The sequence below is a fragment of the Pseudomonas sp. SCT genome (assembly GCF_003864275.1).
Classification (GTDB): Bacteria; Pseudomonadota; Gammaproteobacteria; order Pseudomonadales; family Pseudomonadaceae; genus Stutzerimonas; species Stutzerimonas stutzeri_AE.
Genome location: NZ_BDJA01000005.1, coordinates 49,258 through 75,858, shown reverse-complemented (window position 1 = coordinate 75,858; position 26,601 = coordinate 49,258). Strand labels below are relative to the sequence as shown.

General features: G+C 61.5%; 28 protein-coding genes and 3 tRNA genes. 9 read left to right on the top strand and 22 right to left on the bottom strand.

Features of this window, described 5'->3' with window-relative positions; all coding sequences use genetic code 11:
* Nucleotides 1-27: 27 nt before the first annotated feature.
* Nucleotides 28-213, top strand: a complete 186-nt coding sequence (locus BHD08_RS23335) for a PA3371 family protein (protein ID WP_125022975.1) — start codon at nt 28-30, stop codon at nt 211-213.
* A 220-nt stretch (nt 214-433) separates the two neighbouring features.
* Complete coding sequence (locus BHD08_RS13840) at nt 434-760, top strand: Arc family DNA-binding protein (protein WP_041756717.1); 327 nt, start codon at nt 434-436, stop codon at nt 758-760.
* Nucleotides 761-1,061: 301 nt separating this feature from the next.
* Here BHD08_RS13840 and BHD08_RS13835 read toward each other — a convergent pair whose 3' ends face one another.
* From BHD08_RS13835 to mgtE, 4 genes are all read right to left on the bottom strand, one after another.
* Nucleotides 1,062-2,198 (bottom strand): sodium ion-translocating decarboxylase subunit beta, encoded by a 1,137-nt coding sequence (locus tag BHD08_RS13835; protein WP_015277727.1) that lies wholly within the window; start codon nt 2,196-2,198, stop codon nt 1,062-1,064.
* Nucleotides 2,199-2,208: 10 nt separating this feature from the next.
* A complete protein-coding gene (gene oadA, locus BHD08_RS13830) occupies nt 2,209-3,987 on the bottom strand; it encodes a sodium-extruding oxaloacetate decarboxylase subunit alpha (RefSeq protein ID WP_125023304.1) in 1,779 nt (592 codons plus the stop codon).
* A gap of 22 nt (nt 3,988-4,009) precedes the next feature.
* Nucleotides 4,010-4,252, bottom strand: a complete 243-nt coding sequence (locus tag BHD08_RS13825) for an OadG family protein (RefSeq protein ID WP_125022973.1) — start codon at nt 4,250-4,252, stop codon at nt 4,010-4,012.
* A gap of 140 nt (nt 4,253-4,392) precedes the next feature.
* Nucleotides 4,393-5,829 (bottom strand): magnesium transporter, encoded by a 1,437-nt coding sequence (mgtE, locus tag BHD08_RS13820; protein ID WP_125022971.1) that lies wholly within the window; start codon nt 5,827-5,829, stop codon nt 4,393-4,395.
* Nucleotides 5,830-6,164: 335 nt separating this feature from the next.
* Here mgtE and BHD08_RS13815 point away from each other — a divergent pair, with 335 nt between their 5' ends.
* Nucleotides 6,165-6,647, top strand: a complete 483-nt coding sequence (locus BHD08_RS13815) for a DUF4124 domain-containing protein (RefSeq protein WP_125022969.1) — start codon at nt 6,165-6,167, stop codon at nt 6,645-6,647.
* 53 nt (nt 6,648-6,700) lie between these two features.
* On the opposite strand, the gene BHD08_RS13810 is transcribed toward BHD08_RS13815, so the two are convergent.
* The 12 genes from BHD08_RS13810 to rnd form a co-directional block, all read right to left on the bottom strand.
* A tRNA-Arg gene (locus BHD08_RS13810) sits at nt 6,701-6,777 on the bottom strand.
* Nucleotides 6,778-6,847: 70 nt separating this feature from the next.
* A tRNA-Arg gene (locus tag BHD08_RS13805) sits at nt 6,848-6,924 on the bottom strand.
* A 109-nt stretch (nt 6,925-7,033) separates the two neighbouring features.
* Nucleotides 7,034-7,124: transfer RNA gene (locus BHD08_RS13800), tRNA-Ser, on the bottom strand.
* A 62-nt stretch (nt 7,125-7,186) separates the two neighbouring features.
* Nucleotides 7,187-7,372, bottom strand: a complete 186-nt coding sequence (gene csrA, locus BHD08_RS13795; protein WP_003283978.1) for a carbon storage regulator CsrA — start codon at nt 7,370-7,372, stop codon at nt 7,187-7,189.
* 180 nt (nt 7,373-7,552) lie between these two features.
* Nucleotides 7,553-8,791 carry an aspartate kinase gene (locus BHD08_RS13790; RefSeq protein WP_015277732.1) on the bottom strand — a complete coding sequence of 413 codons (1,239 nt, stop codon included), beginning with the start codon at nt 8,789-8,791 and terminating at the stop codon, nt 7,553-7,555.
* A gap of 112 nt (nt 8,792-8,903) precedes the next feature.
* On the bottom strand, nt 8,904-11,528 hold the full coding sequence (gene alaS, locus BHD08_RS13785; protein WP_125022967.1) for an alanine--tRNA ligase: 2,625 nt from the start codon (nt 11,526-11,528) through the stop codon (nt 8,904-8,906).
* Between the two features lie 171 nt (nt 11,529-11,699).
* Nucleotides 11,700-12,716: a low-specificity L-threonine aldolase gene (gene ltaE, locus BHD08_RS13780; RefSeq protein ID WP_125022965.1), complete on the bottom strand. Its 1,017-nt coding sequence runs from the start codon at nt 12,714-12,716 to the stop codon at nt 11,700-11,702.
* A 49-nt stretch (nt 12,717-12,765) separates the two neighbouring features.
* Nucleotides 12,766-13,986, bottom strand: coding sequence for a hypothetical protein (locus BHD08_RS13775; RefSeq protein ID WP_125022963.1), 1,221 nt, complete (start codon nt 13,984-13,986; stop codon nt 12,766-12,768).
* 72 nt (nt 13,987-14,058) lie between these two features.
* Nucleotides 14,059-14,508, bottom strand: coding sequence for a YcgN family cysteine cluster protein (locus BHD08_RS13770; protein WP_015277736.1), 450 nt, complete (start codon nt 14,506-14,508; stop codon nt 14,059-14,061).
* A 112-nt stretch (nt 14,509-14,620) separates the two neighbouring features.
* A complete protein-coding gene (locus tag BHD08_RS13765) occupies nt 14,621-15,025 on the bottom strand; it encodes a hypothetical protein (RefSeq protein ID WP_015277737.1) in 405 nt (134 codons plus the stop codon).
* Between the two features lie 90 nt (nt 15,026-15,115).
* Entirely contained in the window at nt 15,116-15,409 is a 294-nt protein-coding gene (locus tag BHD08_RS13760; protein WP_015277738.1) for a YcgL domain-containing protein, read from the bottom strand.
* Nucleotides 15,406-16,530: a ribonuclease D gene (rnd, locus tag BHD08_RS13755; RefSeq protein ID WP_125022961.1), complete on the bottom strand. Its 1,125-nt coding sequence runs from the start codon at nt 16,528-16,530 to the stop codon at nt 15,406-15,408. Before rnd ends, BHD08_RS13760 begins: the two co-directional genes overlap by 4 nt.
* 141 nt (nt 16,531-16,671) lie before the next feature.
* Here rnd and BHD08_RS13750 point away from each other — a divergent pair, with 141 nt between their 5' ends.
* Entirely contained in the window at nt 16,672-17,517 is an 846-nt protein-coding gene (locus BHD08_RS13750; RefSeq protein ID WP_125022959.1) for a sulfurtransferase, read from the top strand.
* 195 nt (nt 17,518-17,712) lie between these two features.
* The gene (locus tag BHD08_RS13745) at nt 17,713-18,960 is read left to right on the top strand and encodes an OmpP1/FadL family transporter (RefSeq protein ID WP_125022957.1); all 1,248 of its coding nucleotides are present in this window, start codon (nt 17,713-17,715) and stop codon (nt 18,958-18,960) included.
* Between the two features lie 46 nt (nt 18,961-19,006).
* Here BHD08_RS13745 and BHD08_RS13740 read toward each other — a convergent pair whose 3' ends face one another.
* Nucleotides 19,007-19,555 (bottom strand): glutathione peroxidase, encoded by a 549-nt coding sequence (locus BHD08_RS13740; RefSeq protein WP_125022955.1) that lies wholly within the window; start codon nt 19,553-19,555, stop codon nt 19,007-19,009.
* A gap of 147 nt (nt 19,556-19,702) precedes the next feature.
* Between BHD08_RS13740 and modA the strand changes: the two genes are divergently transcribed.
* Genes modA through modC form a run of 3 tightly spaced genes read left to right on the top strand, consistent with a single transcriptional unit; the run spans nt 19,703 to nt 22,240 of the window.
* Complete coding sequence (gene modA / locus BHD08_RS13735; RefSeq protein ID WP_125022953.1) at nt 19,703-20,461, top strand: molybdate ABC transporter substrate-binding protein; 759 nt, start codon at nt 19,703-19,705, stop codon at nt 20,459-20,461.
* Nucleotides 20,442-21,146 (top strand): molybdate ABC transporter permease subunit, encoded by a 705-nt coding sequence (modB, locus tag BHD08_RS13730; protein ID WP_177412680.1) that lies wholly within the window; start codon nt 20,442-20,444, stop codon nt 21,144-21,146. The genes modA and modB overlap by 20 nt, the downstream gene beginning before the upstream one ends.
* Nucleotides 21,143-22,240: a molybdenum ABC transporter ATP-binding protein gene (gene modC, locus BHD08_RS13725; protein WP_125022948.1), complete on the top strand. Its 1,098-nt coding sequence runs from the start codon at nt 21,143-21,145 to the stop codon at nt 22,238-22,240. The genes modB and modC overlap by 4 nt, the downstream gene beginning before the upstream one ends.
* A 6-nt stretch (nt 22,241-22,246) precedes the next feature.
* Here the strand turns inward: modC and BHD08_RS13720 are convergent, their stop codons facing one another.
* Complete coding sequence (locus BHD08_RS13720) at nt 22,247-22,651, bottom strand: RidA family protein (RefSeq protein WP_125022946.1); 405 nt, start codon at nt 22,649-22,651, stop codon at nt 22,247-22,249.
* A gap of 131 nt (nt 22,652-22,782) precedes the next feature.
* Here BHD08_RS13720 and BHD08_RS13715 point away from each other — a divergent pair, with 131 nt between their 5' ends.
* Entirely contained in the window at nt 22,783-23,718 is a 936-nt protein-coding gene (locus BHD08_RS13715) for a LysR family transcriptional regulator (RefSeq protein WP_125022944.1), read from the top strand.
* Here the strand turns inward: BHD08_RS13715 and BHD08_RS13710 are convergent.
* From BHD08_RS13710 to cobU, 4 genes are read right to left on the bottom strand one after another with little or no spacing between them, the layout of a single operon-like run.
* Nucleotides 23,715-24,446, bottom strand: coding sequence for an adenosylcobinamide-GDP ribazoletransferase (locus tag BHD08_RS13710; RefSeq protein ID WP_125022942.1), 732 nt, complete (start codon nt 24,444-24,446; stop codon nt 23,715-23,717). The genes BHD08_RS13715 and BHD08_RS13710 overlap by 4 nt on opposite strands.
* 10 nt (nt 24,447-24,456) lie before the next feature.
* Nucleotides 24,457-25,035 (bottom strand): alpha-ribazole phosphatase family protein, encoded by a 579-nt coding sequence (cobC, locus tag BHD08_RS13705; RefSeq protein ID WP_125022940.1) that lies wholly within the window; start codon nt 25,033-25,035, stop codon nt 24,457-24,459.
* Nucleotides 25,032-26,081 (bottom strand): nicotinate-nucleotide--dimethylbenzimidazole phosphoribosyltransferase, encoded by a 1,050-nt coding sequence (gene cobT, locus BHD08_RS13700; protein ID WP_125023302.1) that lies wholly within the window; start codon nt 26,079-26,081, stop codon nt 25,032-25,034. Before cobT ends, cobC begins: the two co-directional genes overlap by 4 nt.
* On the bottom strand, nt 26,081-26,599 hold the full coding sequence (gene cobU / locus BHD08_RS13695) for a bifunctional adenosylcobinamide kinase/adenosylcobinamide-phosphate guanylyltransferase (RefSeq protein WP_125022939.1): 519 nt from the start codon (nt 26,597-26,599) through the stop codon (nt 26,081-26,083). Before cobU ends, cobT begins: the two co-directional genes overlap by 1 nt.
* Between the last annotated feature and the right edge of the window lie 2 nt (nt 26,600-26,601).

Below are 26,601 nucleotides of genomic sequence, written 5' to 3'. Positions count from 1 at the left end.
AATCGTTCCAAAAAGGAGAGAGGTTCGATGTCAAAATTCGCACTTACCTGTTTAGCCATGACTGCCGCATGCCTGTACGGAGCCTTCTTGGCCCCAGAGCTTGCGAACGGCCTCGTCCAGGCGAGCCGGGCCGGAACAGGAGTCTTTGGCACGCTATTCATTCTGGCGATGCTTATCGGGCGCAGGATCAAATTTGATCCAGTGCTTCGCTAGTTGATGGAGCAGGTCCGGATCCGCATAGGGCACTGCTTCACAATAGAGGCACATTGATGGCACAGCGACTTTACTAATCGCTCAGACGACGTACAATTGGCGCCATGAAGCCGTCTAGAGATTTTTCGGTGATAAGACGGAACAGCAAGTACTGTTGGTTGTCAGACCGGTGACCACCCCGGCAATACGCCAGCACGCCCACCTGACTAACCGGTTAATTATGCGCCCTATGAAACAGGCAGTTTATTCCAGCCGCACGGCTGACAAGTTCGTCGTTCGCCTTCCCGATGGCATGCGCGAGCGCATCGCTGAAGTCGCACGCAACCACCATCGCAGCATGAACTCAGAGATCATTGCGAGGCTGGAGCAGAGTCTTTTACAGGAAGGTGCGCTGGACGATGATCTCAGCATGCGCCTGGACAGTCCTGAGCTTTCCCTGCATGAGCGAGAGCTTTTGCAACGCTTCAGACAGCTCGCGCATCGCCAGCAGAACGCGCTGATCGCCCTGATTGCGCAGGATACCGAGCTGAACAAAGAAGACGACTAATTGATCGCGTGGCGTGAGAGGCAACAGCCGCCTCACGCCGCCTGCTCTGCAGGCTCGAAGTAAAGTAGACCCCACCTCCCCTGCGCCTCACCAAACACGACCCAGCCTAATCATGGCGCAGACCGCGCTTATCGTGCCGGCAAGGCAAGACTAGACTGCGCGAGGCCGCCTCCCCCGAATCATCAAATGCGGCGACGAACGCTTCGCTGCGGCCCCGCCGCGCCATCGAATGATTGGTCATGAGAACTGCTTGTGACAATCCAGGCGAGTCCGCCGACCGCCTGGCTATGAGGGAGCTTGTTCAGCCGACGAAGTTGAGCAGAACGCCCGCTGCAACGGCAGAGCCGATGACGCCCGCCACGTTCGGCCCCATGGCATGCATCAGCAGGAAGTTTTGAGGGTTCGCCTCCAAACCGACCTTGTTAGAGACACGGGCCGCCATCGGGACCGCCGAAACCCCAGCAGAACCAATCAGCGGATTGATCTTATTCTGGCTGAAGCGGTTCATGATCTTGGCCATGAAGATCCCGGCCGCGGTCCCACCGCAGAAGGCAACCATTCCCAGGACGAGAATGCCCAGGGTCTTGATCTGCAAAAACGCCTCAGCAGAAAGCTTCGACCCCACCGTTAGACCAAGCGCGATGGTGACGATGTTGATCAGTGCATTGCGTGACGTGTCGGCCAGGCGGTCTACAACGCCGCATTCGCGCAACAAGTTGCCAAACGCGAACATACCTACCAGCGGAGCCGCATCGGGCAATAACAGGCCCACCAGAAGGCAGAGCACCAACGGAAAGACAATCTTCTCGACCTGACTGACATGACGCAGCTGCGTCATGACAATCGCGCGCTCTTCCTTGGTAGTAAGTGCGCGCATGATGGGTGGCTGGATCAAGGGCACCAGCGCCATGTAGGAATAGGCGGCCACTGCAATCGGACCGAGAAGCTCCGGCGCCAGTTTGGACGTTACAAAGATGGACGTAGGACCATCCGCGCCTCCAATGATGGCGATCGATGCCGCTTCGCGCAGGGTGAACTCCATGCCTGGAATTCCAGCCGCTGTGAGAGCCAGGGCACCAAGCAGGGTAGCAAAGATACCGAACTGCGCAGCCGCACCGAGCAACAGGGTCTTAGGATTGGCAAGCATCGGACCGAAGTCCGTCATGGCGCCGACACCCATGAAAATCAGCAGTGGAAAGACACTGGTCGGCAAGCCCACTTCATAAAACAAATGAAGGATTCCCGCGCCCTCTCCCATATTAGCGACTGGAATATTGGCCAGAATACCGCCGAAACCGATCGGTATCAGCAGCAGAGGCTCGAATCCTTTGCGGATGGCCAGATAGATCAATCCAAGGCAGACCAGGATCATCAGCGCCTGCCCTGGCTCCAGATGATAGAGACCGGTCCCTTGCCACAGCTTGAGCAACTTATCCATGCAACTCCCCTTAAGCGATGCTCAATAAGCTGTCACCGACCGAAACCGCGTCGCCAACCTTTACATTGATCGAGGCAACCGTGCCGGCCTTGAAGGCCCGGATTTCGGTTTCCATCTTCATGGCCTCGAGGATGATCACCAGGTCGCCTTCCTGAACCAACTGTCCCGGCTGCACAAGCACCTTGAAGATATTTCCAGCCAACGGCGCCGCTTGAGGTTCGCCACTGGTTGGCGCAACTGCAGCGGTGCTGGCGGCATTCGCCGGAGCGCCACCGAGGGGTTTGATACCCTCGATATCACCGCCGTCTGAAACCTGCACAACAAACGACTTGCCATTGACGTCGACGGTATACACCTCCGGCTTGCCAGGTTCGCGCGCCGGCAAATCGCTGCCATTTGGCGCGGGTTCGAACGCAGCAGGGTTGCCTCGGTTCTCGAGGAATTTCAGTCCGATCTGAGGAAACAACGCATAGGTCAGAACATCATCAATCGAGTCCGCCGCCAGGGTAATGTTCTTTTCTTGCGCCAGCCCCTTGAGCTCGACGGTCAAGCGCTCCATCTCCGGCTGTAGCAAGTCGGCAGGACGGCAAGTAATCACCTCGGCACCGTCCAGTACGCGCGCTTGCAGCGCCGAATTGAACGGAGCCGGCGCCGCTCCGTACTCCCCCTTGAGCACACCAGCCGTCTCCTTGGTAATCGACTTGTAGCGCTCGCCGGTCAGGACGTTGATGACGGCCTGCGTGCCGACAATCTGCGAAGTCGGAGTTACCAGCGGAATGAAGCCCAGGTCCTCGCGGACTCGCGGTATTTCCGCGAGGACGTCATCGAATTTGTCCAGGGCGCCCTGCTCCTTGAGCTGGCCTTCCATGTTGGTCAGCATGCCACCCGGGACCTGAGCCACCAGGATCCGGGAATCGACACCTCGCAACGTCCCTTCGAACTTTGCGTACTTCTTGCGCACCTCACGGAAGTACGCTGCGATTTCTTCGAGCAACTCCAGATTCAGGCCGGTATCGCGATCTGTCCCCTGGAAAATCGCGACTACTGATTCGGTCGGCGAGTGGCCGTACGTCATCGAAAGTGAGGAAATAGCGGTATCGACATTGTCGATACCGGCCTCGACGGCCTTCAGAATCGCGGCAGTGGACAGGCCAGCGGTGGCATGGCACTGCATATGGATCGGAATGGCGAGACTGGCCTTCAAACGCGAGACAAGCTCGAAAGCCATATACGGCGTAAGGATGCCGGCCATGTCCTTGATCGCTACAGAGTCGGCCCCCATGTCTTCGATCTGCTTGGCCAGGTCAACCCACATTTCCAGGGTATGCACCGGACTGGTGGTATAGGAAATGGTGCCCTGCGCATGCTTGCCTTGTTGCTTGACCGCGCGCAGAGCGGTTTCCAGATTGCGCGGATCGTTCATCGCATCAAAAACACGGAACACGTCGACGCCGTTGACAGCAGCCCGCTCGACGAACTTCTCCACCACATCGTCGGCGTAGTGGCGGTAGCCCAAGAGGTTCTGTCCACGCAGCAACATTTGCTGGCGGGTGTTGGGCATAGCCTTTTTGAGTTCTCGGATACGCTCCCAGGGGTCTTCTCCCAGGTAACGGATACATGCATCAAAGGTCGCCCCGCCCCAACTCTCGACCGACCAGAAGCCGACTTGATCGAGCTTAGCGGCGATCGGCAGCATGTCTTCCAGGCGAACACGGGTGGCAAGGATGGATTGGTGCGCGTCACGCAGCACCACGTCGGTAATGCCGAGCGGCTGTTTAGCAACTGTCATGGAAGGAACTCCCTGTCCAGAGTCATCCGCGTCGCGCGCGGTGTTGATGAATCGCGGCCTGGATGGCTGCAAGAGTATCCGCATCTGTTTCAGCACTCGCAGCCTGGGCAGCCGCTACCTGAAGCGGCTGCTCTCTGACGAAGCGGCCGGTCAGATAGGACATCAGGCGAATGCAAAGGATCAACAGAACGAGGAAAGCGAAGACGAAACCGATGCCGAACAGCATGAGTTCGACGCCTTCGAGCAGGAGTTGGCTGGGGGTCATCGGGAGTTCCCTTGTCAGCAGCTCAAGCTGCTTGTTATTCGCTGCGTTAGTTCGGACACGTTTCGCGACACACGAAACGGCCGAACCTTAGCCCGAAACAGCGAAACAAGGCAAACCCCAATAAAGCGCGAAAACGCCAGTTACAGCAGAAAAATTGTCGCCAATCCGAGGAAAATGAAGAACCCGCCACTATCGGTCATGGCAGTGATCATCACGCTAGCCCCCATCGCCGGGTCACGCCCAAGCCGGGCCAGCGTCATCGGAATAAGGACCCCCATGAGCGCCGCAAGCAACAGGTTCAGCGTCATCGCTGCCGTCATCACCACGCCTAGAGACCAGCTACCGTATAGCCAATAGGCAACTGCACCGATTACCCCACCCCACACCAGACCGTTGACCAAGCCAACGCCAACTTCCTTGCGCAACAGCCTGGCAGTATTACCCGTGCCCACCTGATCAAGAGCCATGGCCCTTACAATCATGGTGATCGTCTGGTTGCCAGAGTTGCCGCCGATGCCTGCGACAATTGGCATCAGGGCTGCCAGGGCCACCAGCTTCTCGATAGAGCCATCGAAAAGGCCGATCACCCGCGACGCAATGAAAGCGGTAACCAGATTGACTGCCAGCCAGGCCCAACGGTTACGGACGGATTTCCAGACCGAGGCAAAGATATCTTCCTCCTCGCGCAGACCAGCCATGTTGAGCACTTCGGTTTCGCTCTCTTCACGGATCAGGTCGACCATCTCATCGATAGTCAGACGGCCGATGAGCTTGCCACTCTTGTCGACTACTGGAGTCGATACCAAGTCGTAGCGTTCGAATGCCTGGGCGGCGTCATAGGCATCTTCATCCGGATGAAATGTCACCGGGTCACTGGCCATGACCTCCGCGACCTGTTTTTCCGGATCATTCACCAGTAGCCGCTTGATGGGCAGCACACCCTTGAGCACGCCGTCGTAATCGACCACGAACAGCTTATCGGTGTGGCCTGGCAGCTCCTTGAGCCGCCGGAGATAACGAAGCACCACTTCCAGACTGACGTCCTCTCGGATCGTCACCATCTCGAAGTCCATTAGCGCCCCGACCTGATCCTCTTCGTAAGACAGAGCCGAACGGACTCGCTCACGCTGTTGAGCATCAAGGGTTTCCATCAGCTCGTGAACGACGTCACGCGGCAGTTCGGGCGCCAGGTCGGCCAGCTCGTCCGCGTCCATTTCTTTAGCAGCGGCAAGCAGCTCGTGATCGTCCATGTCAGCGATCAGCGTTTCCCGAACCGCATCGGACACTTCGAGCAGGATGTCGCCGTCGCGCTCGGCCTTGACGAGCTGCCAGACGGTCAATCGCTCATCAAGCGGTAGCGCCTCGAGGATGTGCGCGACGTCCGCAGGGTGCAGCTCGTCGAGCTTGCGCTGCAGCTCAACGAGGATCTGTCCCGGCTCTTCGCCAGGCTCGCCTTGCAGGCCGTCCTGGCGATACTCAAGATCCTCACCAAGGCGGTAGCGCTGGAGCAATTCAACCACCTGCGCCAGGCGGTCTTGCAAGGTCTCTTGAGGCTTTTTTGCTTCTACTTCTGTCATGGCGCACTCCACCCCCGGCCGGGGAATGCGCCAGGGGAAATCAATCAATCAGTACGTGATTGGCAAACTGGAAACTTGAGCGACTACTGGGTAAGTCCATAAGGGAAGGTTGTTCCACAGACCCTAGGGGGCAGATGCGGCAATCATAACATCGCGCTCGCCGGCACGACGCGCTCAAGCGCAGCCATTGCAGATAGCCGGGATTGAACTGCGCAAATCGACGGTGGCGAAGCCGACATTCTGTCGACGCCTTCACGCCGCGGCGAGACACGAATGAACGCGCAGCTTTTATTGAGTAGCCTGAGCGACCAGTCGTTCAGTCATGGAGGACGAACATGAAAGTACTGATAGTTGGCGCAAGCCTTTTCCTAATCGCCGCCCCGGCATTTCCAGCCAGCGTGTTTCGCTGCGTTGACCAATCGGGGCACGTCACCTTCAGCCAGCAAGGATGCCCGGAAACACAACACCAACAGCGACAACAGACAGCAAACCCAACACCCGGGTCCGGCAAAGCCGTGCTGATGGCGCCTCCACGGAGCAAAAGCGATGCGGCGCGCAGCGGGAATGCCGGATTGGCCATCGTGGCAGAGAAAGATGACGGATGCGGCAACCGGGTGAGCGGAAGCGCACGACGCAGCGCGATCATCAGCAAACAGATCCGCACCGGCATGACGCGCCGGGACGTCGAAAGCGCCTTAGGCCGGCCGGAGAATGTAACCAGCAGCAACGGCCGGGACCGCCTGCGCTTTCGCGATAGCAGCGGTCAGGTGCGCACGGTCAGTTTCGACGAGCACGGCTGCGTGCAGGGCAAGCGCTGACCGGGAAGCGAAAACGAAAAAGGGCCTGCATCGCTGCAGGCCCTTCTCTTGATTGGCGCACTCAGGAGGATTCGAACCTCCGACCGCTCGGTTCGTAGCCGAGTACTCTATCCAGCTGAGCTATGAGTGCATAAGTGATTGATAGACCAGTTCACTACTGGTTTCTTGAACAACCCGCATTTCTGCATATCGTTCGAGTATGGCGCACTCAGGAGGATTCGAACCTCCGACCGCTCGGTTCGTAGCCGAGTACTCTATCCAGCTGAGCTATGAGTGCGCTGAGCGTGCGCATTATAGGGAGTAAACATTGAGGGTCAAGCACTTTGCCGTAACGCTTTTCAGTGAAACAGGCTGCCGCGAGAATCAAAAAACCCTAGAACGCAAAATGGCGGAGAAGGGGGGATTCGAACCCCCGACACCCTTTTGAGGTGTACTCCCTTAGCAGGGGAGCGCCTTCGGCCACTCGGCCACCTCTCCGCAACACGGGGCGCATAATACCCATCTTTACCCCGTTTGCAAAGCCAAAAATTACAGAAAAATTAGTGGCTTGGTTCCTGATCCTTCTCTTTCTGGATCCGTTGGTAAATCTCCTCGCGATGCACCGCCACCTCCTTGGGCGCATTGACGCCGATACGTACTTGGTTTCCTTTCACACCCAACACGGTGACAGTCACGTCGTCACCCACCATGAGGGTTTCTCCAACCCGGCGAGTCAGAATCAGCATTCCTTTCTCCTTAAACGGATTCAGTTCAGTAAACAGTCTGCAAAGAAAAATACGGAAAATATCCGTAAAACATTGAAGCTAGAGCCTTTCACCAGCTATTGACCCGCACGTGTGAACCTAAAGTTCCTTTTCGCGCGGCCCAATACGACAGAAGGCGCGGACTAGCGCGCCTTCTGCGAATCATTCCGCAGTATTGCCGGCCGGAGCGTCCAATTCAAACGCGGTATGCAACGCACGCACGGCAAGCTCGAGGTATTTCTCCTCGATTACCACGGACACTTTGATCTCCGACGTCGAAATCATCTGAATGTTGATGTTTTCCTTGGCCAACGCCTCGAACATCCGACTGGCAACGCCAGCGTGTGAGCGCATCCCGACACCCACAATGGACACCTTGGCAATATCGGTGTCACCAATGACTTCGCGAGCGCCCATTTCCGCAGCGATGCCCTGCAGTACCTGGAGGGCGTTGTTGTAATCGTTGCGATGCACCGTGAAGGTGAAATCGGTGGTGTTATCGTGCGCAACGTTCTGCACGATCATATCCACTTCGACGTTCGCCGCACTGATCGGCCCGAGGATCTTGAAAGCGACGCCGGGTGTATCTGGCACACCACGGATGGTCAGCTTGGCCTCGTCGCGATTGAAGGCGATGCCGGAAATGATGGGCTGTTCCATGGATTCCTCTTCATCAAGGGTAATGAGGGTACCCGGACCCTCCTGAAAACTGTGCAGAACACGCAGCGGGACACTGTACTTCCCGGCGAATTCGACGGCTCGAATCTGAAGCACCTTGGAGCCGAGGCTGGCCATTTCCAGCATTTCCTCGAAGGTGATCTTGTCCAGTCGCTGAGCCTTGGCAACGACCCGGGGATCGGTGGTGTAGACACCATCAACATCGGTGTAAATCTGGCACTCATCAGCCTTCAACGCCGCAGCCAGCGCCACGCCCGTGGTGTCGGAGCCGCCACGGCCCAGTGTCGTGATATTGCCTTTCTCGTCCACACCCTGGAAACCTGCGACCACAACCACACGACCGGCCTTGATATCACGCTGGATACGCTGCCCATCGATCTGCAGGATTCGCGCTTTGGTGTGCGCACTGTCGGTGAGGATCCGGACCTGATTGCCAGTGTAGGAAACTGCCGGAACGCCGCGCTTGATCAGCGCCATCGCCAACAGCGCGATGGTGACCTGCTCACCGGTAGACACCATCACATCAAGCTCGCGGGGGACCGGCTGTTCGCTTATCTGCTTGGCAAGATCGATCAGTCGGTTGGTTTCGCCGCTCATGGCCGAGACGACCACGACGATATCATCACCACCTTCGCGGAATTTCTTGACCTTCTCGGCCACCTGTTCGATCCGCTCGACGGTGCCTACCGAGGTGCCCCCAAACTTCTGTACGATCAAAGCCATTGTTAGCCGCCTAAAGCCCGTAATGGGCATTCATTAAACATACAACCCCGAAAACCACCAAACACGTCATCAGCCGGGTCTGGCATTTATCGCTATCTGATGCAGTTCGGCCTCAAAGCCCCTGCTCGGCAAACGAAAGAGCAAGTGCCAGTGCATCGTCCAGCCTGGCCGGCTCGCTACCACCGCCCTGAGCCATGTCCGGACGACCGCCGCCCTTGCCGCCCACCGCAGCTGCCGCCTGCTTCATCAGGTCGCCGGCTTTCAGGCGAGAGGTCAGGTCCTGTGTCACACCAGCGACGAGCACCACCTTATCGTCCTGAACACCACCAAGGAGAATGACGGCACTACCCAGCTTGTTCTTCAACTGGTCGACCAACGCCAGCAATGCCTTGCCGTCCAGACCGTCCTGGCGCGCCGCAAGCACCCGCACGCCTTTGACTTCGACCGCAGAGCCAGCCAGGTCATTACCTGCTGCACTGGCTGCCTTGGCCTTGAGCTGTTCGAGCTCCTTTTCCAGTTGGCGATTGCGCTCAAGGATGCCACCGAGCTTGTCCAGCAGATTGTCGCGGCTGCCCTTGAGCAGATTCGCCGCTTCTTTCAGCTGCTCCTCCGCCGCGTTCAGGTAGGCCAGCGCCGGTGCTCCGGTGACCGCCTCGATACGGCGCACACCAGCAGCCACGCCGCCTTCACTGGTTATCTTGAACAGACCGATGTCACCGGTGCGGTTCACGTGGGTGCCGCCGCACAGCTCCACCGAGAAGCCACCGCCCATGGTCAGCACCCGCACGGAGTCGCCGTACTTCTCGCCGAACAGCGCCATCGCGCCCTTGGCCTTGGCGGTATCGATATCGGTTTCCTCGATTTCCACAGCGGAATTGCGGCGAATCTCGGCGTTTACCCGATCTTCCAGCGCGCGGAGCTGCTCAGGCTTGATCGCCTCGAAGTGGCTGAAGTCGAAGCGTAGACGCTGACTGTCCACCAGCGAGCCCTTCTGGCTCACGTGCTCGCCGAGGATTTCCCTCAGCGCAGCGTGCAGCAGGTGCGTGGCCGAATGGTTGAGCGCGGTAGCCTGACGTACAGTCGCGTCGACCGTAGCCTGAACACCAGTACCGACGCGCAGCGTGCCGCTGTCGACGATGCCGTGATGCAGGAACGCGCTGCCGGCCTTGCTGGTATCGCGAACGTCGAAACGCAGCCCCTGTGCCTCGAGGTAACCACAGTCACCGATCTGACCGCCGGATTCGGCATAGAACGGCGTCTGATCGAGCACCACGACGCCCTCCTCCCCGGCGCTCAGGCTGTCGACCACCATGCCTTCCTTGAACAGCGCCAGGACCTTGCCGGTGCCCGATGTGCCCTGATAGCCGATAAAGCGCGTTTCGCCTTCGACCTTGACCAGGCTGTTGTAGTCCATGCCGAAGGCGCTGGCCGAGCGCGCACGCTCGCGCTGGGCCTGCATCTCGCGCTCGAAGCCTTCTTCGTCGAGCGTCAGATTGCGCTCGCGGGCGATGTCGCCAGTCAGGTCGACCGGGAAGCCGTAGGTGTCATACAGCTTGAACACCACGTCGCCTGGAATGACGCTACCGGCAAGCCCGGCCAAATCCTGCTCGAGAATCTTCAGGCCCTGCTCCAGAGTCTTGGCGAACTGCTCTTCCTCGTTCTTCAGCACCCGCTCGATATGCGCCTGCTGCTGCTTGAGTTCTGGGAAGGCCTCGCCCATCTCCGCGACCAGAGCGGCAACGATACGGTGGAAGAAGCTGCCTTTGGCGCCCAGCTTGTTGCCGTGGCGGCAAGCGCGGCGAACGATACGGCGCAGCACGTAGCCACGGCCTTCGTTGGACGGTGTCACGCCATCGGCGATGAGGAAGCCGCAGGAGCGAATATGGTCAGCAACGACCTTCAGCGAAGCCTGACCTTCGTTGGCGCAGCCGATGGCATCCGCCGCCGCGTTGAGCAGGCTCTGGAACAGGTCGATTTCATAGTTCGAGTTGACGTGCTGCAGGACCGCACTGATGCGCTCGAGGCCCATGCCCGTATCGACGCTCGGTGCCGGCAGCGGGTGCAGTACACCGTCAGCTGTGCGGTTGAACTGCATGAATACGTTGTTCCAGATCTCGATGTAGCGATCGCCATCTTCCTCCGGCGAGCCGGGCGGGCCACCCCAGATGTGCTCGCCGTGGTCGAAGAAGATCTCGGTGCAGGGGCCACACGGGCCGGTGTCGCCCATCGCCCAGAAGTTGTCCGAGGCGTACGGGGCGCCCTTGTTGTCACCGATTCGGACCATGCGCTCGGCCGGCACGCCGACTTCCTTGGTCCAGATGTCGTAGGCCTCGTCATCGGTCGCATAGACCGTGACCCAGAGTTTCTCCTTGGGCAGATTCAGCCACTTGTCGCTGGTGAGAAATTCCCAGGCGTAGTGAATCGCGTCGCGCTTGAAGTAGTCGCCGAAGCTGAAGTTGCCGAGCATCTCGAAGAAGGTATGGTGACGCGCCGTATAGCCGACGTTTTCCAGGTCGTTGTGCTTGCCGCCGGCACGCACGCACTTCTGGCTGGTGGTGGCACGGGTGTAGGCGCGCTTCTCCAGGCCGAGGAAGCAGTCCTTGAACTGGTTCATGCCGGCGTTGGTGAACAGCAGGGTCGGGTCGTTCGCCGGAATCAGCGAACTGGAGGCCACGCGAGTGTGGCCCTTCTCTTCGAAGAAGCGGAGGAAGGCTTCACGGATTTCTGCGCTTTTCATAGATTTCTTCCAGAGGACTGCGGCCGAACGGCTGCAAAACGACACGGCGAGGCGGGACCACCGAAAGCCGGTTCGCAACTATCCAAACGGATAGCCGGCAAAGGGCCGCATTATATCGGGCCTGCGCGCCGGGTATAGGGGATAAAGCCGATTGAATCAAGCAATTCGACGTCAGTTGCGGCCCATGTTTTCGGCAAATTCGGCGAACGCGCCGACCACCCGAGGCACATGCTCATCGTGCACATCCAAATGGGTGACCAGCCGCAGCCGCGCCGCAGGCGTCAGCCGGATACCCCGCTGCGCGCAAAAGGCCGTCAGCGCCGTCGCTTGAGCGCCCATCTCGACGTAGACCATGTTGGTCTGCACCGGCTCCACGGCAAAGCCCAGCGCCGCCAGCTCGTTGCCCAGCCATTCTGCGCGCCGATGATCGTCGGCCAATCGATCGATATTGTGCTCCAGCGCGTATAGCCCCGCCGCAGCGAGAATCCCGGCCTGGCGCATGCCGCCGCCGACCATCTTGCGCAAGCGCCTGGCTTTGGCGATGAAAGCGTCATCACCGCACAGCACCGAACCGACTGGCGCGCCCAGGCCCTTGGACAGGCACACCGATACCGTATCGAAATGCCGGGTGATCTCCCGCGCATCGCAACCGAGCTTCACGGCGGCGTTGAACAGTCGCGCGCCGTCCAGGTGCAACGCCAGATCGCGCTGGCGGGTGAAATCGCGTGCCGCAGCCAGATAGTCCAGCGGCAGGACCTTGCCGTGCATAGTGTTTTCCAGCGCCAGCAGGCGGCTGCGGGCGAAGTGGAAGTTGTCCGGCTTGATCGCAGCCTCGATACGCCGGAGATCCAGCGTGCCGTCGGCCTCCATTTCGATGGGCTGAGGCTGGATCGAGCCGAGCACAGCCGCACCACCCCCCTCGTATTTGTAGGTATGCGCCTGCTGCCCGACGATGTACTCGTCGCCACGCTCGCAGTGCGCCATCAATGCCAGCAGATTGCTCATGGTTCCAGACGGCACGAACATCGCTGCGCTGAATCCGAGATCCCCCGCCAGCTGACGTTCGAGGCGGCTTACCGTCGGGTCTTCGCCGTAGACATCATCGCCGGTTTCGGCACGAAACATCGCCTCGCGCATATCGGCGGTGGGCTGCGTTACGGTGTCGCTGCGTAGATCGATGCCGCTCATGAGCTCACCTCTGTAGGGGGTCAGGCCACTGGTGACGCCTGCGATGCGATCAGCGCAGCAGGCGCGTGTTGAGCACTTTCGAGCCTCCGCCCAGCAGCGTTTCGGTCATGGCGATGAAGTCATCGGTGCTGACGGCATCCATGCGCATCAACCCGCGGCTGACATCATCGAGTGAATGACGGCTCTTGCTACGCTGACGGATCTCCTTGTCCAGATCCTGCAACAACAGGACCGCGCGGGCAGTCACTGGGCCGGTAGAGTTTTCGGTGCGCAGACTCTCGACCTTGCGGCTCCATTTGGTCAGATGCTCGCGCACCGCCTGGTAGCGATCCTCACTCATGCCGCCGGCACGTCGCACCAGTTCGATGGCGTAGTACTCGGCCAGACCCTCGCTGATCCAGTCGCTGCGGTCGGTGTCCTTGATGCGGCTGAACACATGCACCAGCTCATGCACCAGCGAGCTGGTGCCGTTCTCGCTGACCAGCGGGCGATCGGCATGCATGTACAGGGAATTTGGTCCAGACAGCCCGCCGCGCCACATGGGATCGCCGGCGCCGACGATCAGCAGCTTCGCCGGATCGCGGGGGAACACGTTCTGCACCTGCGGCCAGACGAAGGTCAGCATCGTCAGGATATCCATGCGCCGCACGCCCTCACCGACGGGGGCGGCAACGGTAACCTCCGTTTCGCCAAGCCTGGCGCGACGGGTGCCAAGCTTGCCGGCAAGCATCCAACCGGTCGGACGGTCGAACAGTCGCTCGCGGTTCTCCACACGGAAGCGGTTCTTGCCGATACGCGGCCAGCCGGTTTCGATGCTTTTCCAGCCCTCGGGTAGCTCGAAGGTGATTCGCGATCTCAGCTTCACACCATCCACCTGATCGAGCCGTGCCGGCGGCACCAGATCATCGCCACGGAACAACGCCCAGTCGCTGGTCATCCGCGCATCGAAGCGTCCATTGTCACGAGGATGGCTGATGCGGACGCGATAGCTGAGTCGAGCCTTGCCAGGCGCAGGCAGCCAGATGCCCTGCTCCGGTGCGTCCTGCTGCCATTCGCCGTCTGCCTCGAAGTCGCTGTAATAGCCCTCGTCGCCCAGATTGAACTGCAGACGACGAACCGCCTCGCCTTTTTCCAGAATCAACTGCACCACAGCCTGATCTTCCTCGGGAAGAAAGCGCACGTGGTAATCCAGATCCACCGACGTGGCAGCGTGAGCCTGCGCACCGACAAAAAGAACGAGAGCGAACAGCGACAGCAGTCGAGCGAGCATCGAAGAGAACTCCAAGGATCGGTAAACGCGAGGGAGGTAATGGTCTTGAGACGATGCAAACGAGGCTTAGATTCAACCGGCACGGAAAATCAGATGGTCTTCCCAGTTTTCCTCGGCAACGCTGCCTTCGGCGAGCATCCGGCCCGCCTGGGAGATTCGCTCGACATGAACGGCTTCGCGGTCACCACAAACCAGATGATGCCAAAGCGGCAAATCTTTACGCTCGGCGACCAGGCGGTAGGCGCAAGTCGGCGGCAGCCATTTGAATTGAGCAGCATCGGAAGCGTTCAGCTGAATGCAGTCCGGCACACTGGCGCGCCGGTTCGGATAGTCGCTGCACTGACAGGTCTTCAGGTCGAGCAACTTGCACGCAATGCGCGTGTAATAGACTGCGCCATCTTCCTCGTCCTCGAGCTTCTGCAGGCAGCAGAGGCCGCATCCATCGCACAGCGACTCCCATTCGACCGGGTCGAGCTCGGCAAGAGTTTTACGCTTCCAGAAAGGTTCGACCTTGGCCGCCATGATTGTAACTACCGGTGAAAACCGGCAAGTCTAGCCACTGGTGGATACCAGGCCAATAGCCGGTAGGCGGATGCGGCGACCGTCCGCCACAGGGAAGACGGCCGCACCCAGGTTATTGCTTGTCGAGCATCTGTCGATGGCTACGCATTTGCTCGAGCATTTGCTCCATGTGCTCAATGCGCATATCCAGCATTTCCTTGGACGGGTTGCCCATCATGCGACCACCGCCCATTGCGCCCGGCATCTTGCCGCCCTGCTTGCCCATACCGGGTCCGGGGCCACCCATCGGGCAGCCACCCATCGCACCCATTCCGGACTGCATGCTCTGCCAATGCTCGTCACGCAGCTTCTGCCGCTCCTCTGGCGTCTTGGCAGACTGCCAGGCCTGCCGATATTCCTGCATCTGCTGCCAATGCTGCTGCCAGGCTGCATTGTCATCAGCGGGTGTTTGCTGAGCACTGGCCGACATCGCCAGACCTACCAGCACCGAACCGACAATCAAAGAACGCGCTTTCATGAACCGTCTCCTTATGCATGTGCAGTCAGAAGAGAGTAGTCCCGATCCCCTCGCTAAACCTTGTCTTCAATCAGTCCGGCGGTGACGGATTTACATCGGATCGTTCATGCGCAGCAGCTCTTCGGGGAGATGCTCGATGTAATCGTCTTCGGCCGGCGGCATCTGCAGGTGGTACCCCTGCTCCTTGATATTGGCGAGCACCTTGGTGATGTCCTCGCGCGCCAGCTGGCGCTCGGGCGTCAGTACCATTTCGAAGGCCAGCTGTGGCGCACCGAAAGCGGCGATCAGCCCCTCGGGAACGCGTTTGAGCGCATCGCGCTTTTCCACGTAGAGGTACATGCCGTCCTTGCGTGGACTTTTATAGATGGAACAGATCAGCTTCATGGTCGTTTTTCCAGAACTTCAAGCAGGGCCTGCCCCATCCGTTCGCGGCGCCAGCCACGGAGCGAATCGGGCAGTTGATAGGGGCCATCGGGGTATCCGCTTTTCAGCAACGCTTCGAGGGTTTTCTTGCGCAGCATCAGCTCCGGAGCAATATCCAGCACCTTCGCTTCGTGTTGGCCGACCGCGCGCAGCTTTTTCAGTACGGACGAGACCTCCAACGGCAATGGCTCAGGCAGCGGCGCGGGCCAGTCCTGCTCGGGCGTTGCGGCCGCCTGGCCGATCATCTGCAGCAGGGCCTCGCCATCCTGGCGCACTGTGCGTGGATGCATGTCTTCGATACGAGCAAGGGTTACCAGATCCCGCGGCTGGGTGCGCGCCAACGGCCACAGACTGGCCTCGCGCAACACGCGATTGCGCGGCTGGTTGCGAGCCCGCGCCTGCCGCTCACGCCAGGCGGTGAGCACTTTCAGCACCGCCAGTTGCTGGGGTTTCAATCGCCACGCCTGCTTCACCTCACGATAGGCCTCCTCCGGGTCGGACTCGCGTTGCAGGTTGGCAACCAGCTCCGCCCCATCCTCAAGAACCCAGGCACGTTTGTCTTCGGAGAGTTTCGGCAACAGCGCCTCGTAGAGTTCGGCCAGATGTTGCGCATCCTCGGCGGCGTACTGCACCTGCATGTCGCTCAGAGGCCGCTGCAGCCAGTCCGAGCGTGTTTCGCCCTTGGGCAGTTCGATACCAAGCACGGCCTGCACCAAGCGCGAATAGCCCATGGAAAAGCCGATGTTCAGGTAACCGGCCGCCAATTGGGTATCGAACAGCGGCTGCGGCAGGCTGCCGGTGAGGCGCAGCAGCACTTCGAGATCCTCGCTGCAGGCGTGCAGCACCTTCACCACTGCGTTGTCCTGCAGCACCGCGGCGAATGCGCTCCAGTCACGCACGGCGAGCGGATCGATCAGGTAAGCGCGCCGGCCGTCGCCGACCTGCACCAGCCCGGCAATGGGATAGAAGGTATCGACCCTCATGAATTCGGTGTCCACCGCCACATACGGCAGTTGGCGCCACTCGGCGCACAGGCGGGTCAGATGTTCATCATCCAGAACCCATTGGGTTTCGATGGCCACACGGCCCTCCTTTTCGGCTGACGACCGGCGCGCGGCCGAACGAGGCGCGCAGTATATATCGAGCGTCCGACCAGCCGGGGGCATTCATGGCCGGCGTGCACGCTGGTAGTGTTCGCCAACAATTCGCTGCGGAGTCGTCCGATGCCACTCGCCCAACTCATCACTGCCAACCAGCTTGCCAAGCGCCTGCATGAGCCCGACCTGCTGATTCTCGACTGCCGTTTCGCGCTGGAAGATCCAAACCACGGCGAACGCAGTTACCGGCAAGGACACATTCCCGGTGCACACTTCGCCGATCTGGAAAAGGACCTGTCCGACGCGGTGGTCCCCGGCGTAACTGGCAGACACCCCCTACCCGACCCACAGCGGTTGCTGACACGCCTGCAGCAGTGCGGCCTCGATGAGCACAGCGACGTAGTGCTCTATGACGACGGGCCCGGCGCATTCGCTGCGCGGGCGTGGTGGCTGCTGGTGTGGCTGGGTAAACGCGAAGGTATCTACCTGCTCGACGGCGGATTGAAAGCATGGCGGGAAGCCGGACTGCCGCTGAACGACGCGACCCCGGCCAACGAGTCCGGCAGTTTTTCCGGAATGCCCGATAGCAGCATGACTGTGGACGCCAGCTGGCTGCAGGATCATCTGCAAAGCGCCGCGCTGACGATGCTCGATGCCCGCGCCCTACCGCGATTCCTCGGTGAGATAGAGCCCATCGATCCGGTTGCCGGGCATATACCTGGCGCGATCTGCGCACCGTTTACCGAGAACCTGGGCAACACTGGCTGCTTCCTCTCGCCAGAGCAGCTGCAGCAGAGGTTCGCTCAGCTATTCGGCGACAAATCACCCGAAGCCGCCGTGGCCTATTGCGGCTCAGGCGTCACGGCCTGCCACAACCTCTTCGCACTGTGCCTGGCCGGATACCCGTTGGCGAAGCTGTATCCGGGGTCCTGGAGCGAGTGGATTACCGACCCGGTCCGACCGCGCGCCTGATCTGCGGATCACGCTGCGCATGACGCGCAGCGTGGCCGACCAGTCAGAAATCGCCTATATGGTTTTCTCCGAAGTTACATTTGTTTTCACAACCGTTAGTCGCCATCTTTACGAAAAATTGCAATTCATTGTCTTGCTACCTGTCCGAGAAAGTTGCTAGGTTCCGACCCGCTTTTATCCCGGAGTAGTAGAACAATGAAAACAACATGGTTGAAGACCGCTCTCGCGGTAGCCGTAGGCGCCCTGTCCAGTCAGGCCATGGCCGCCGGTTTCGCCCTTAACGAGCAAAGCATCAGCGGCATGGGCACCTCCTTCGCGGGCCGCTCATCTTCCGCCGACGACGCCACCACCCTGTTCGGCAACCCTGCCGGCATGTCCCGCCTGAAGCGCGAAGAAGTCAGCTTCGGCATGGCGGCGATTCATGCGAAGACGGATATCAAAGACGCTAACAGCGCACCAGTTCCGACTGGGAGCAATGATGGCGATATGGTCCCGTTCACTGCCGTGCCAATGGGTTACTACGTCAAACCGATCGATGAGAAGTGGGCCGCTGGTGTTGGCGTCTACGTACCGTTCGGGATGATCACGGATTATGAAAACGGATTCCAAGGTCGCTTCTTCGGCGACTACAGCGAAGTACGCGTAATTACCGTGCAGCCCACAGTCAGCTACCGTTTCAACGATAAGTTGTCGATTGGATTCGGTCCTACGTTCAACCGCATCGACGGAGAACTGCAGAGCGCCACCCTTAACGGCGGCCGAGTCAAAGTCACAGGCGACGACACAGCGATGGGTTTCAACGCCGGCGTGCTTTATGAAATCACCCCACATACACGTATGGGCGTTACCTACCACTCCAAGGTCGAGTTCGAACTGGAAGGCGACACCAAACTTTCAGGCGCAGGCTTCGGTCCATTTGTGGGCAAGTACGATGCGTCGCTTGACCTGACCACTCCCGAGTCAGTTGACGTTTCTGTCACCCACGATCTGAACGACGACTGGACGCTCTACGCCGGTGCGATGTGGACACGCTGGAGTCGTTTTGAAGCGATCATCATTGAGAACGAAGGCATGTCGCCAATGCTTCCGAGCTCAGTGCAAACCATCGTTGAAGAACAGGACTGGCACGACACTTGGTCCTACGCCATCGGTGCGGCTTATAAGCTGAACCGTACTTGGACGCTGCGCAGCGGCTTGGCTTTTGATCAAAGCCCCACCAATAACGTGCACCGCTCGCCGCGTATACCTACTGGCGACCGGACCGCCGTCAGCTTCGGCTTGGCCTGGAATCCTACGGACGACGTGACCGTCGACCTGGCGTACTCCTATCTATGGGAAGAAGACACCAAGGTCCGCCGCGAAAGCCCGACCCGCGGTGTTTACAACGCCACGTACGAAAACAGCGCCCACGGTTTCGGCGCTGCGCTCAGCTACCGCTTCTGATGTAAGCGACACAAAAAAGCCCCGGTTCTCCGGGGCTTTTTCTTTTCTACCTTGCCAACGCCTTTTCCACCGCCGCGATCACCCGAGGATCATCCGGCTTCACTTTGCTGGAAAAATGCGCAACGACGCGGCCTTCCCGGTCGACGACGTACTTGTAGAAATTCCAGCGCGGCGCTGCCCCGGCCTGTTCGGCCAGTTGCCGAAACAGCGGCGTAGCGTCTCGCCCGCGCACCGGCTGGGTCTGGGTCATGGTAAACGTCACGCCATAGTTCACGTAACAGACCTCAGCCGTCTCGGCCTCGTCGTCTGACTCCTGAAAAAAATCGTCTGACGGCACGCCAAGCACCTCCAGGCCTTCACCCTTGTAGCGCTGGTAGAGCGCTTCAAGCCCTTTGAATTGTGGTGTGAATCCGCAATGGCTGGCCGTGTTGACCACTACCAGCGCCTTACCCTGAAACTGGCTGCACAGATCGACGGTGTCCTTGGAGCGCAGCTTGGGCAGCTCGTGTTGCAGCAGTGCCGGGCATTCGGCGGCAACCACCGAGGCGCTGGCGAAAGCCAGCATCAGGACTGCCAGTGGGCGGGTGATATTCATGGTCAGCTCTCCGATCACGGACTCAACACGCTACTCCCCAGCCTTGCTCGCGACAATGCCTGTAAACGTCGAAGCGTGTCCGGTCAATCACAGCCTGGCCAAACTGCAATATGATGCGGCCAGCCGCTTTGCACCGAACGAGGCCGTATGCCGCTATCTCGAGTGTTCCGTTACACCTTGGCACTGCTTCTGCTACCCGGCAGCACTGCCTTTGCCGCCCAGGTGCAGGTTGCCGTCGCCTCCAATTTCACCGCTCCGATGCAGGAGATCGCCGCACGCTTCGAGCGCGACACGGGCCATCAGGCGCGCCTCGCCTTCGGCGCCAGCGGCAAGTTCTATGCGCAGATTCGTAATGGCGCGCCATTCGAGGTGCTGCTTTCAGCGGATGACACCACACCGGAACGGCTTGAGCAGGAAGGTGCTGCCGTACCCGGTAGCCGCTTCACCTACGCCGTAGGGCGGCTGGTGCTGTGGTCGCCGATAGCCGGGTGGGTAGAGGATGGCCCTGCGCAGCTGAAGGCCGGCGGTTTTCGGCACCTCGCCGTGGCCAATCCGAAGACCGCACCCTATGGCGCTGCCGCCCAGGCCACACTGGCGCGTCTCGGCCTTGCCGAAACCCTCCGCGGTCGACTGGTGCAGGGTGAAAACATCGCCCAGACCTACCAATTCGTCGCCAGCGGCAATGCGCAGCTGGGCTTCGTTGCGCTGTCTCAGGTGGCGAAGGATGGCGCGATCACCGCCGGTTCGGGCTGGATCGTGCCCAGCGACTTCCACGCGCCGATTCGCCAGGACGCCGTGCTGCTGACCAAGGGCAAGGACAATCCTGCTGCCAAAGCTTTGATGGGTTACCTGGCCCAGCCGCAGATTCGCGAGCTGATCCAGTCCTATGGCTACGGGCTGGAGTAGCAGCATGCCGCTGGACAGCGTGGACCTGGCAGCAATCTGGCTGACCTTCAAACTGGCCAGCGTGACCACGCTGATCCTGCTGCTGATCGGCACACCCATCGCCTGGTGGCTGGCGCGCACCACTTCGCGCATGAAGGGTCCGATCGGGGCCGTGGTCGCACTGCCGCTGGTACTGCCGCCGACGGTGCTCGGCTTCTACCTGCTGGTGGCCATGGGGCCCAACGGTTTCATCGGCCAGTTCACCCAGAGTCTTGGCTTGGGCACCCTGCCTTTCACCTTTGCCGGGTTGGTCGTCGGCTCGGTGTTCTACTCGCTGCCGTTCGTGGTGCAGCCCTTGCAGAATGCGTTCGAAGCCATTGGCGAGCGGCCCCTGGAAGCCGCCGCCACACTACGCGCCAGTCCCTGGGACACCTTCTTTAGCGTGGTTCTGCCACTCGCCCGCCCCGGCTTCATCACGGCTAGCATCCTCGGCTTTGCCCATACCGTCGGCGAGTTCGGCGTGGTGCTGATGATCGGCGGCAATATTCCGGGGCAGACGCGCGTGGTGTCAGTGCAAATCTACGACCATGTCGAGGCCATGGAGTACGCACAAGCGCACTGGCTGGCCGGCGGCATGCTGCTGTTCTCCTTCCTGGTGTTGCTGGTGCTGTATGGCAGCCGGCTGAAGCAAGGGTGGCGCGGATGAGCGACGCTGCAACCCAGAGCGGAATCCAGGCACGTTTTCGCCTCGACTATGCCGACTTCAGCCTGGATGTCGACCTGCAGCTGCCCGGCCGCGGAGTGACCGCGCTGTTCGGTCACTCCGGCTCAGGCAAGACCACCCTGCTGCGCTGCGTGGCGGGCCTGGAGCGCTCAGGCCACGGCGAGCTGACCGTCAATGGTGAACGTTGGCAGAACAGTGCGCAGAACCTGTTCGTACCACCACACCGTCGCCCCATTGGTTACGTGTTTCAGGAGGCCAACCTGTTCACCCACCTTTCCGTGCGACGCAATCTGGAATTCGGCATGCGCCGAGTACCGGCACCACAGCGCCGTGTGGCGCTGGAGCAAGCGGTGGAACTGCTGGGTATCGACCATCTGCTCGAGCGCATGCCGGACCGACTGTCCGGCGGCGAACGCCAGCGCGTCGGCATTGCCCGCGCACTGCTGACCAGCCCGCGCCTGCTGCTGATGGACGAACCGCTGGCCGCGCTCGACCTCAAGCGCAAGAGTGAGATCCTGCCTTATCTGGAACGCCTGCATGACGAGCTGGATATCCCCGTGCTCTACGTCAGCCACTCGCCGGACGAAGTGGCGCGGCTGGCCGACCACGTGGTGCTGCTGGAGCAGGGCCGCGCCATCGCTCAGGGCGAACTGCGCGAGACGCTGGCGCGACTGGACCTGCCGACCGCCTTCAGCGACGACGCCGGTGTGGTGATCGAAGGCGAGATTGCCGGACATGATGCCGAGTACCACCTGACCCGGCTGAGCTTTCCCGGCGGCGAAGTGCTGGTCTCGCAGCGTCCGGAAGCCCTGGGCCAGCGTCTGCGCTTTCGTGTGCACGCCCGCGACGTGAGCCTGGCGCTGCAGCGCGCCGAAGGCAGCAGCATCACCAACCTCCTGCCCGCCCGGGTCGAGGCCATGGTCGCGGCCGATACCCCCGCGCACGTGCTGGTGCGCCTCGATGCCGGTGGCACGCCGCTGCTGGCACGCATCACCCGGCGCTCGGCGGATCAGCTGGCCATCACGCCCGGTCAGGCGCTGTGGGCGCAGATCAAGACGGTGGCGCTGCTGGGCTGAGCCGAATCAAGCCTGGGCCGGTTCCGGCAGCTTGGCGATCACCTTGATCTCGAACTGGAAGCCGTACAGCCAGGTAACCCCAACCGCAGTCAGCGTCGGATGCGGCGCTGCGCCCCAGTATTCGGGCACGACGCTCCAGACCCGCTCGAAGATCGCCTGCGGATCGACCATGAACACGGTGACGTCGATGACGTCGTCGAAGGTGCAGCCAGCCGCCTGCAGAATCGCGTTCAGGTTATCGAACGCGCGCCGGACCTGCGCCTCCAGCTCCGGTTCGGGTGAGCCGTCCTCACGACTGCCGACCTGTCCGGAGACGAACAACAAACCATTGGCACGAATGGCCGGGGAATAGCGATTGCGCTCGTAAAGCGCTTGGCGTCCTGGCGGACAAACAACTTCACGCGGTGTCATGTGCAACCTCCAGCAAGGGTCGGAGCGACCCGTTGAATGAAGGCCTCACTGTAGAAGGCGCATAGCGCTGGATAAACGCGCCAGGTCGCTCAACACTATTTGCGTAATCCAAACAATCCGCGGAGTTCAGGATGGACCGTTTCGATGCGATGCAGGCTTTCGTTCGTGTGGTGGAGACCGGCAGTTTCACCAAGGCCGCCGAGACCCTGCGCATCAGCAAGACCAGCGTCACCCAGCAGGTCCAGCAACTCGAGGCGCGGCTCCGCGTCAGACTGCTCAACCGCACCACGCGCAAGGTCAACGTCACCGCCGACGGTGCCGCCTATTACGAACGCGCCCTGCGGCTGCTCGCCGATCTGGACGACGCCGAAACCAGCCTGTCCGCCGCCGCGGCAGTGCCCCGAGGACGCTTGCGGGTGGACGTCCCCAGCCCACTGGCGCGGATGATCCTGATTCCGACATTGCCGGCGTTTTATGCGAAGTATCCGGACATCCAGCTGGACATGGGCGTCAGTGATCGGCGGGTGGACCTGATCGGGGAGAACGTGGACTGCGTCGTGCGTGGTGGGGAAATCACCGACCAGTCACTGATCGCCCGCCACGTCGGCGACCTAAGACTAGGCGTCTACGCGGCACCAAGCTACCTGGCGCGCAGCGGCGTGCCAGCCCTTCCGAGCGAGCTGGAAAACAGCCACCACCGCGTTGTCGGCTTTCTCTGGGGTCGCACCGGCAAACCCACACCGTACGTCATGCAGCGGCAAGAAGAGCAGGTTCAAGTACACGGCCGCTATGCGCTTGCCGTGGACGACGGCAATGCCTGTCTGGCCGCGGGGCTGGCCGGGCTGGGCATCATCTGGCTGCCGGAGTACATGGTCAGAACGCACCTGGCCAACGGCGAGCTGGTGCCACTGCTGCAAGACTGGCGACTCGATGACATGCCGCTGTATCTGGCATTCCCGCCGAATCGACATGTCAGTGCCAAGCTGCGCGTGTTCATCGATTGGGTCGTCGAGCTGATGGCGCTGCATGCGCCCGTGCGCGACCGCAGACCGGAGGCCAGCCGCTAGAGCTGCACCGCCAGCCCCACCAGCACCGCACACTCCACCAGCTCCAGCAGCGCACCGGCGGTGTCGCCGGTGGTGCCGCCGAGGCGACGCAGCATGGCGCGCCGCGCCAGCAGGAACGTCACCACAGCCAGTGCCAGAGCGATCAGCCCGCTGCTGCCGAACAGCAGGCATCCGATTGCTACCAGGAGCAGAACGCCCTTCGCCCAGGTGCGCGGCAGATTCGTTGCCAAAGCATGGCCAAGGCCATTAGGCCGCACGTACGGCGTGCCAAGAAACAGCGCCAGCAGCACCGCGCGACCCAACAGGGGCGCCAACAGAAGCGCCACATAGTGCTGGGCCTGCAACAAAGCCAGCAGCGCCGCGAACTTGAGTAGCAACAACAGCACCAGGACCACCACGGCCACCGGGCCGCTGCGCGGGTCCTTCATGATCTGCAGCGTGCGCTCGCGGTCGCCGAAGCCACCCAGCCAGGCGTCGGCGCTGTCGGCCAGGCCATCGAGGTGCAGGCCGCCGGTCAGCGCGGCCCAGAGGGTGAGCAGCAAGGCCGCCTGTAACAGCGGCGGCGCCCCATCCAGCACAAACGCGGCCAGACAGAGCAACGCGCCGAGCAACAGACCGACCACGGGGTAATACAGCAATGAGCGCCCCTGCTGCTCGGGCTCCGGCATTGCCGGCAAGCGGATCGGCAGGCTGGTGAGAAATTGCAGGGCGATCAATAGCGGCAGCATCGGCACGTCCCTATTCGCCAACGGCGGTGAGTTCGCCCGCCGAAAAAGGGCTGAGCGGAAGCAGCTCACCGTGGGCGACTACCACCTCCATCAGCCGCTCCCGTGGCAAGCCGCGCGCGCGCGCCAGCAGCAGGCGCATCACGCCGGCATGCCCGACGATCAGCATGCGCTGCCCGGCGAAGCGTTGCTGCAGCCGGGTCATGGCAGACAGAACCCTCGCCTCGAACTGCACCAGCGGCTCACCACCAGGCGGCGTAAATCCATAGGGATCGGCCCAGAACAGGCCGAGCGCCTCGGCGCTGTGCTGCATCAGCTCCGCGGCGCTACGACCTTCCCAGTCGCCAAAATGCAGCTCGCGCAGATCTGGCTCCAGCCGCAGCGGCAGGCTGTGCTGCGCGGCGAGCTCGTGAGCGAACGCGGCACAGCGCTGCAACGGCGAGCTGACCAGCACGTCCCAAGGACCGGCATGGCCTACGGCACCACGCATTTGCTGCCAACCACGCTCAGTCAGCGCATCGTCGAGGCTGCCGCGAAAGCCGCCGCCCTGCTCGGTCTCGCCGTGGCGCAGCAGGTCGATACGGGTCGTCACGCCGACTGACCCGAAACCGCCGCCTCGGCGAAGGTGGCCATCTCGTTGTGCAACGCGCAGGCCTGCTGCAGCAGCGGCACCGCCAGCGCCGCACCGCTGCCCTCGCCGAGGCGCAGGCCGAGGTCGAGCAGCGGCGCCGCCTCGAGCGCCTCCAGCAACGCCAGGTGGCCGGGCTCGGCGGAGCGATGGGCGAACAGTAGCCAGGGCCGGCACGCCGGATTCAGGCGAACCGCGCACAGCGCGGCGGCGCTGCAGATAAAGCCATCGACCAGCACCGGGACGCCGAGCTGCGCACAGCCCAGATAGGCTCCGGTCAACGCCGCCACTTCGAAGCCGCCAAGTCGGCGCAGGGCTTCCAGTGGCGCGCCGCAGTGCGCGGCATGCAGCCGCACGGCGCTCTGGATGACCTGTTCCTTGTGTCGAACGCCGGGTACATCCAATCCTGTCCCCGGCCCGACCAAGGTTAGCGTTGAACGCGGCAGCAGCACGGCGGCCAGCGCGGCGGCACTGCTGGTGTTGCCGATACCCATCTCGCCGCCGATGAATAGCTGCGCCCCGCCGGCTGCCGCGCGCTGCGCAGCTTCCCGTCCGGCCGCCAGCGCCTGCCACAACTGCTGCTCGCTCATCGCCGGCTGCCGCATGAAGTTGGCCGTACCCGGACCGAGCCGCAGATGGCTGACGCCGTCCAGCTGCAGCGGCTCGACCGTGCCCAGATCGATCACTTCCAGCGGCGCAGCCAGCCGGCGTGCCAGCACGCTAAGTGCCGCGCCGCCAGCGACGAAGTTGCGCAGCATCTGCCCGGTCACCGCCTGCGGGAAGGCCGAAACGCCCTCCTCCATCACCCCGTGATCGCCGGCGAACACGCTGATATGCACGCGCTCCGCCTGCGGTCGTTCGCAGCCATGCAGGGCTGCCAGCTCGACCGCCAACTGCTCCAGCCGCCCGAGCGCGCCCTGCGGTTTGGTCAGCTGGTCCTGCCGGGCCAGTGCGCGCTCGCGCATCACCGCATCCAGTGGCTGGCATGCTCCATTCCACCATTCGTCCATCATGTCGCTCCTTTGAGAATCATCGGCAGCCCGGCGACCATGAAGGTCACCCGCTGCGCCCGTTCCGCCACGGCCTGGTGCAGCCAGCCGGCTTCGTCCACATAACGCCGGGTCAGCTCACCCAGCGGCACCACGCCGAGGCCGGTCTCGTTGCTGACCAGCAGAATGCGGCCCGGCAACTCGACCAGGCATTCGAGCAAGGCATCGCACTCTTCGGCAAGGCGCGGCGGATCGTCGAGCATCAGCAGATTGGTCAGCCACAGGGTCAGGCAGTCGACCAACAGACAGCGCTCTGCGCCGGCCTGCTCGCGCAGCACCCGGGCCAGCTGCAGCGGCTCCTCAACCTGCGCCCAGTGCGCCGGGCGCCGCTCACGGTGATGGGCGATGCGCTCGGCCATCTCGCCATCCAGCGCCTGGCTGGTGGCGATATAGGTAACGGCGAGACCGCTCTCCAGGGCTTGCCGCTCGGCAAAGCGACTCTTGCCCGAGCGGGCGCCACCAAGAATCAGTTCCCGCATGC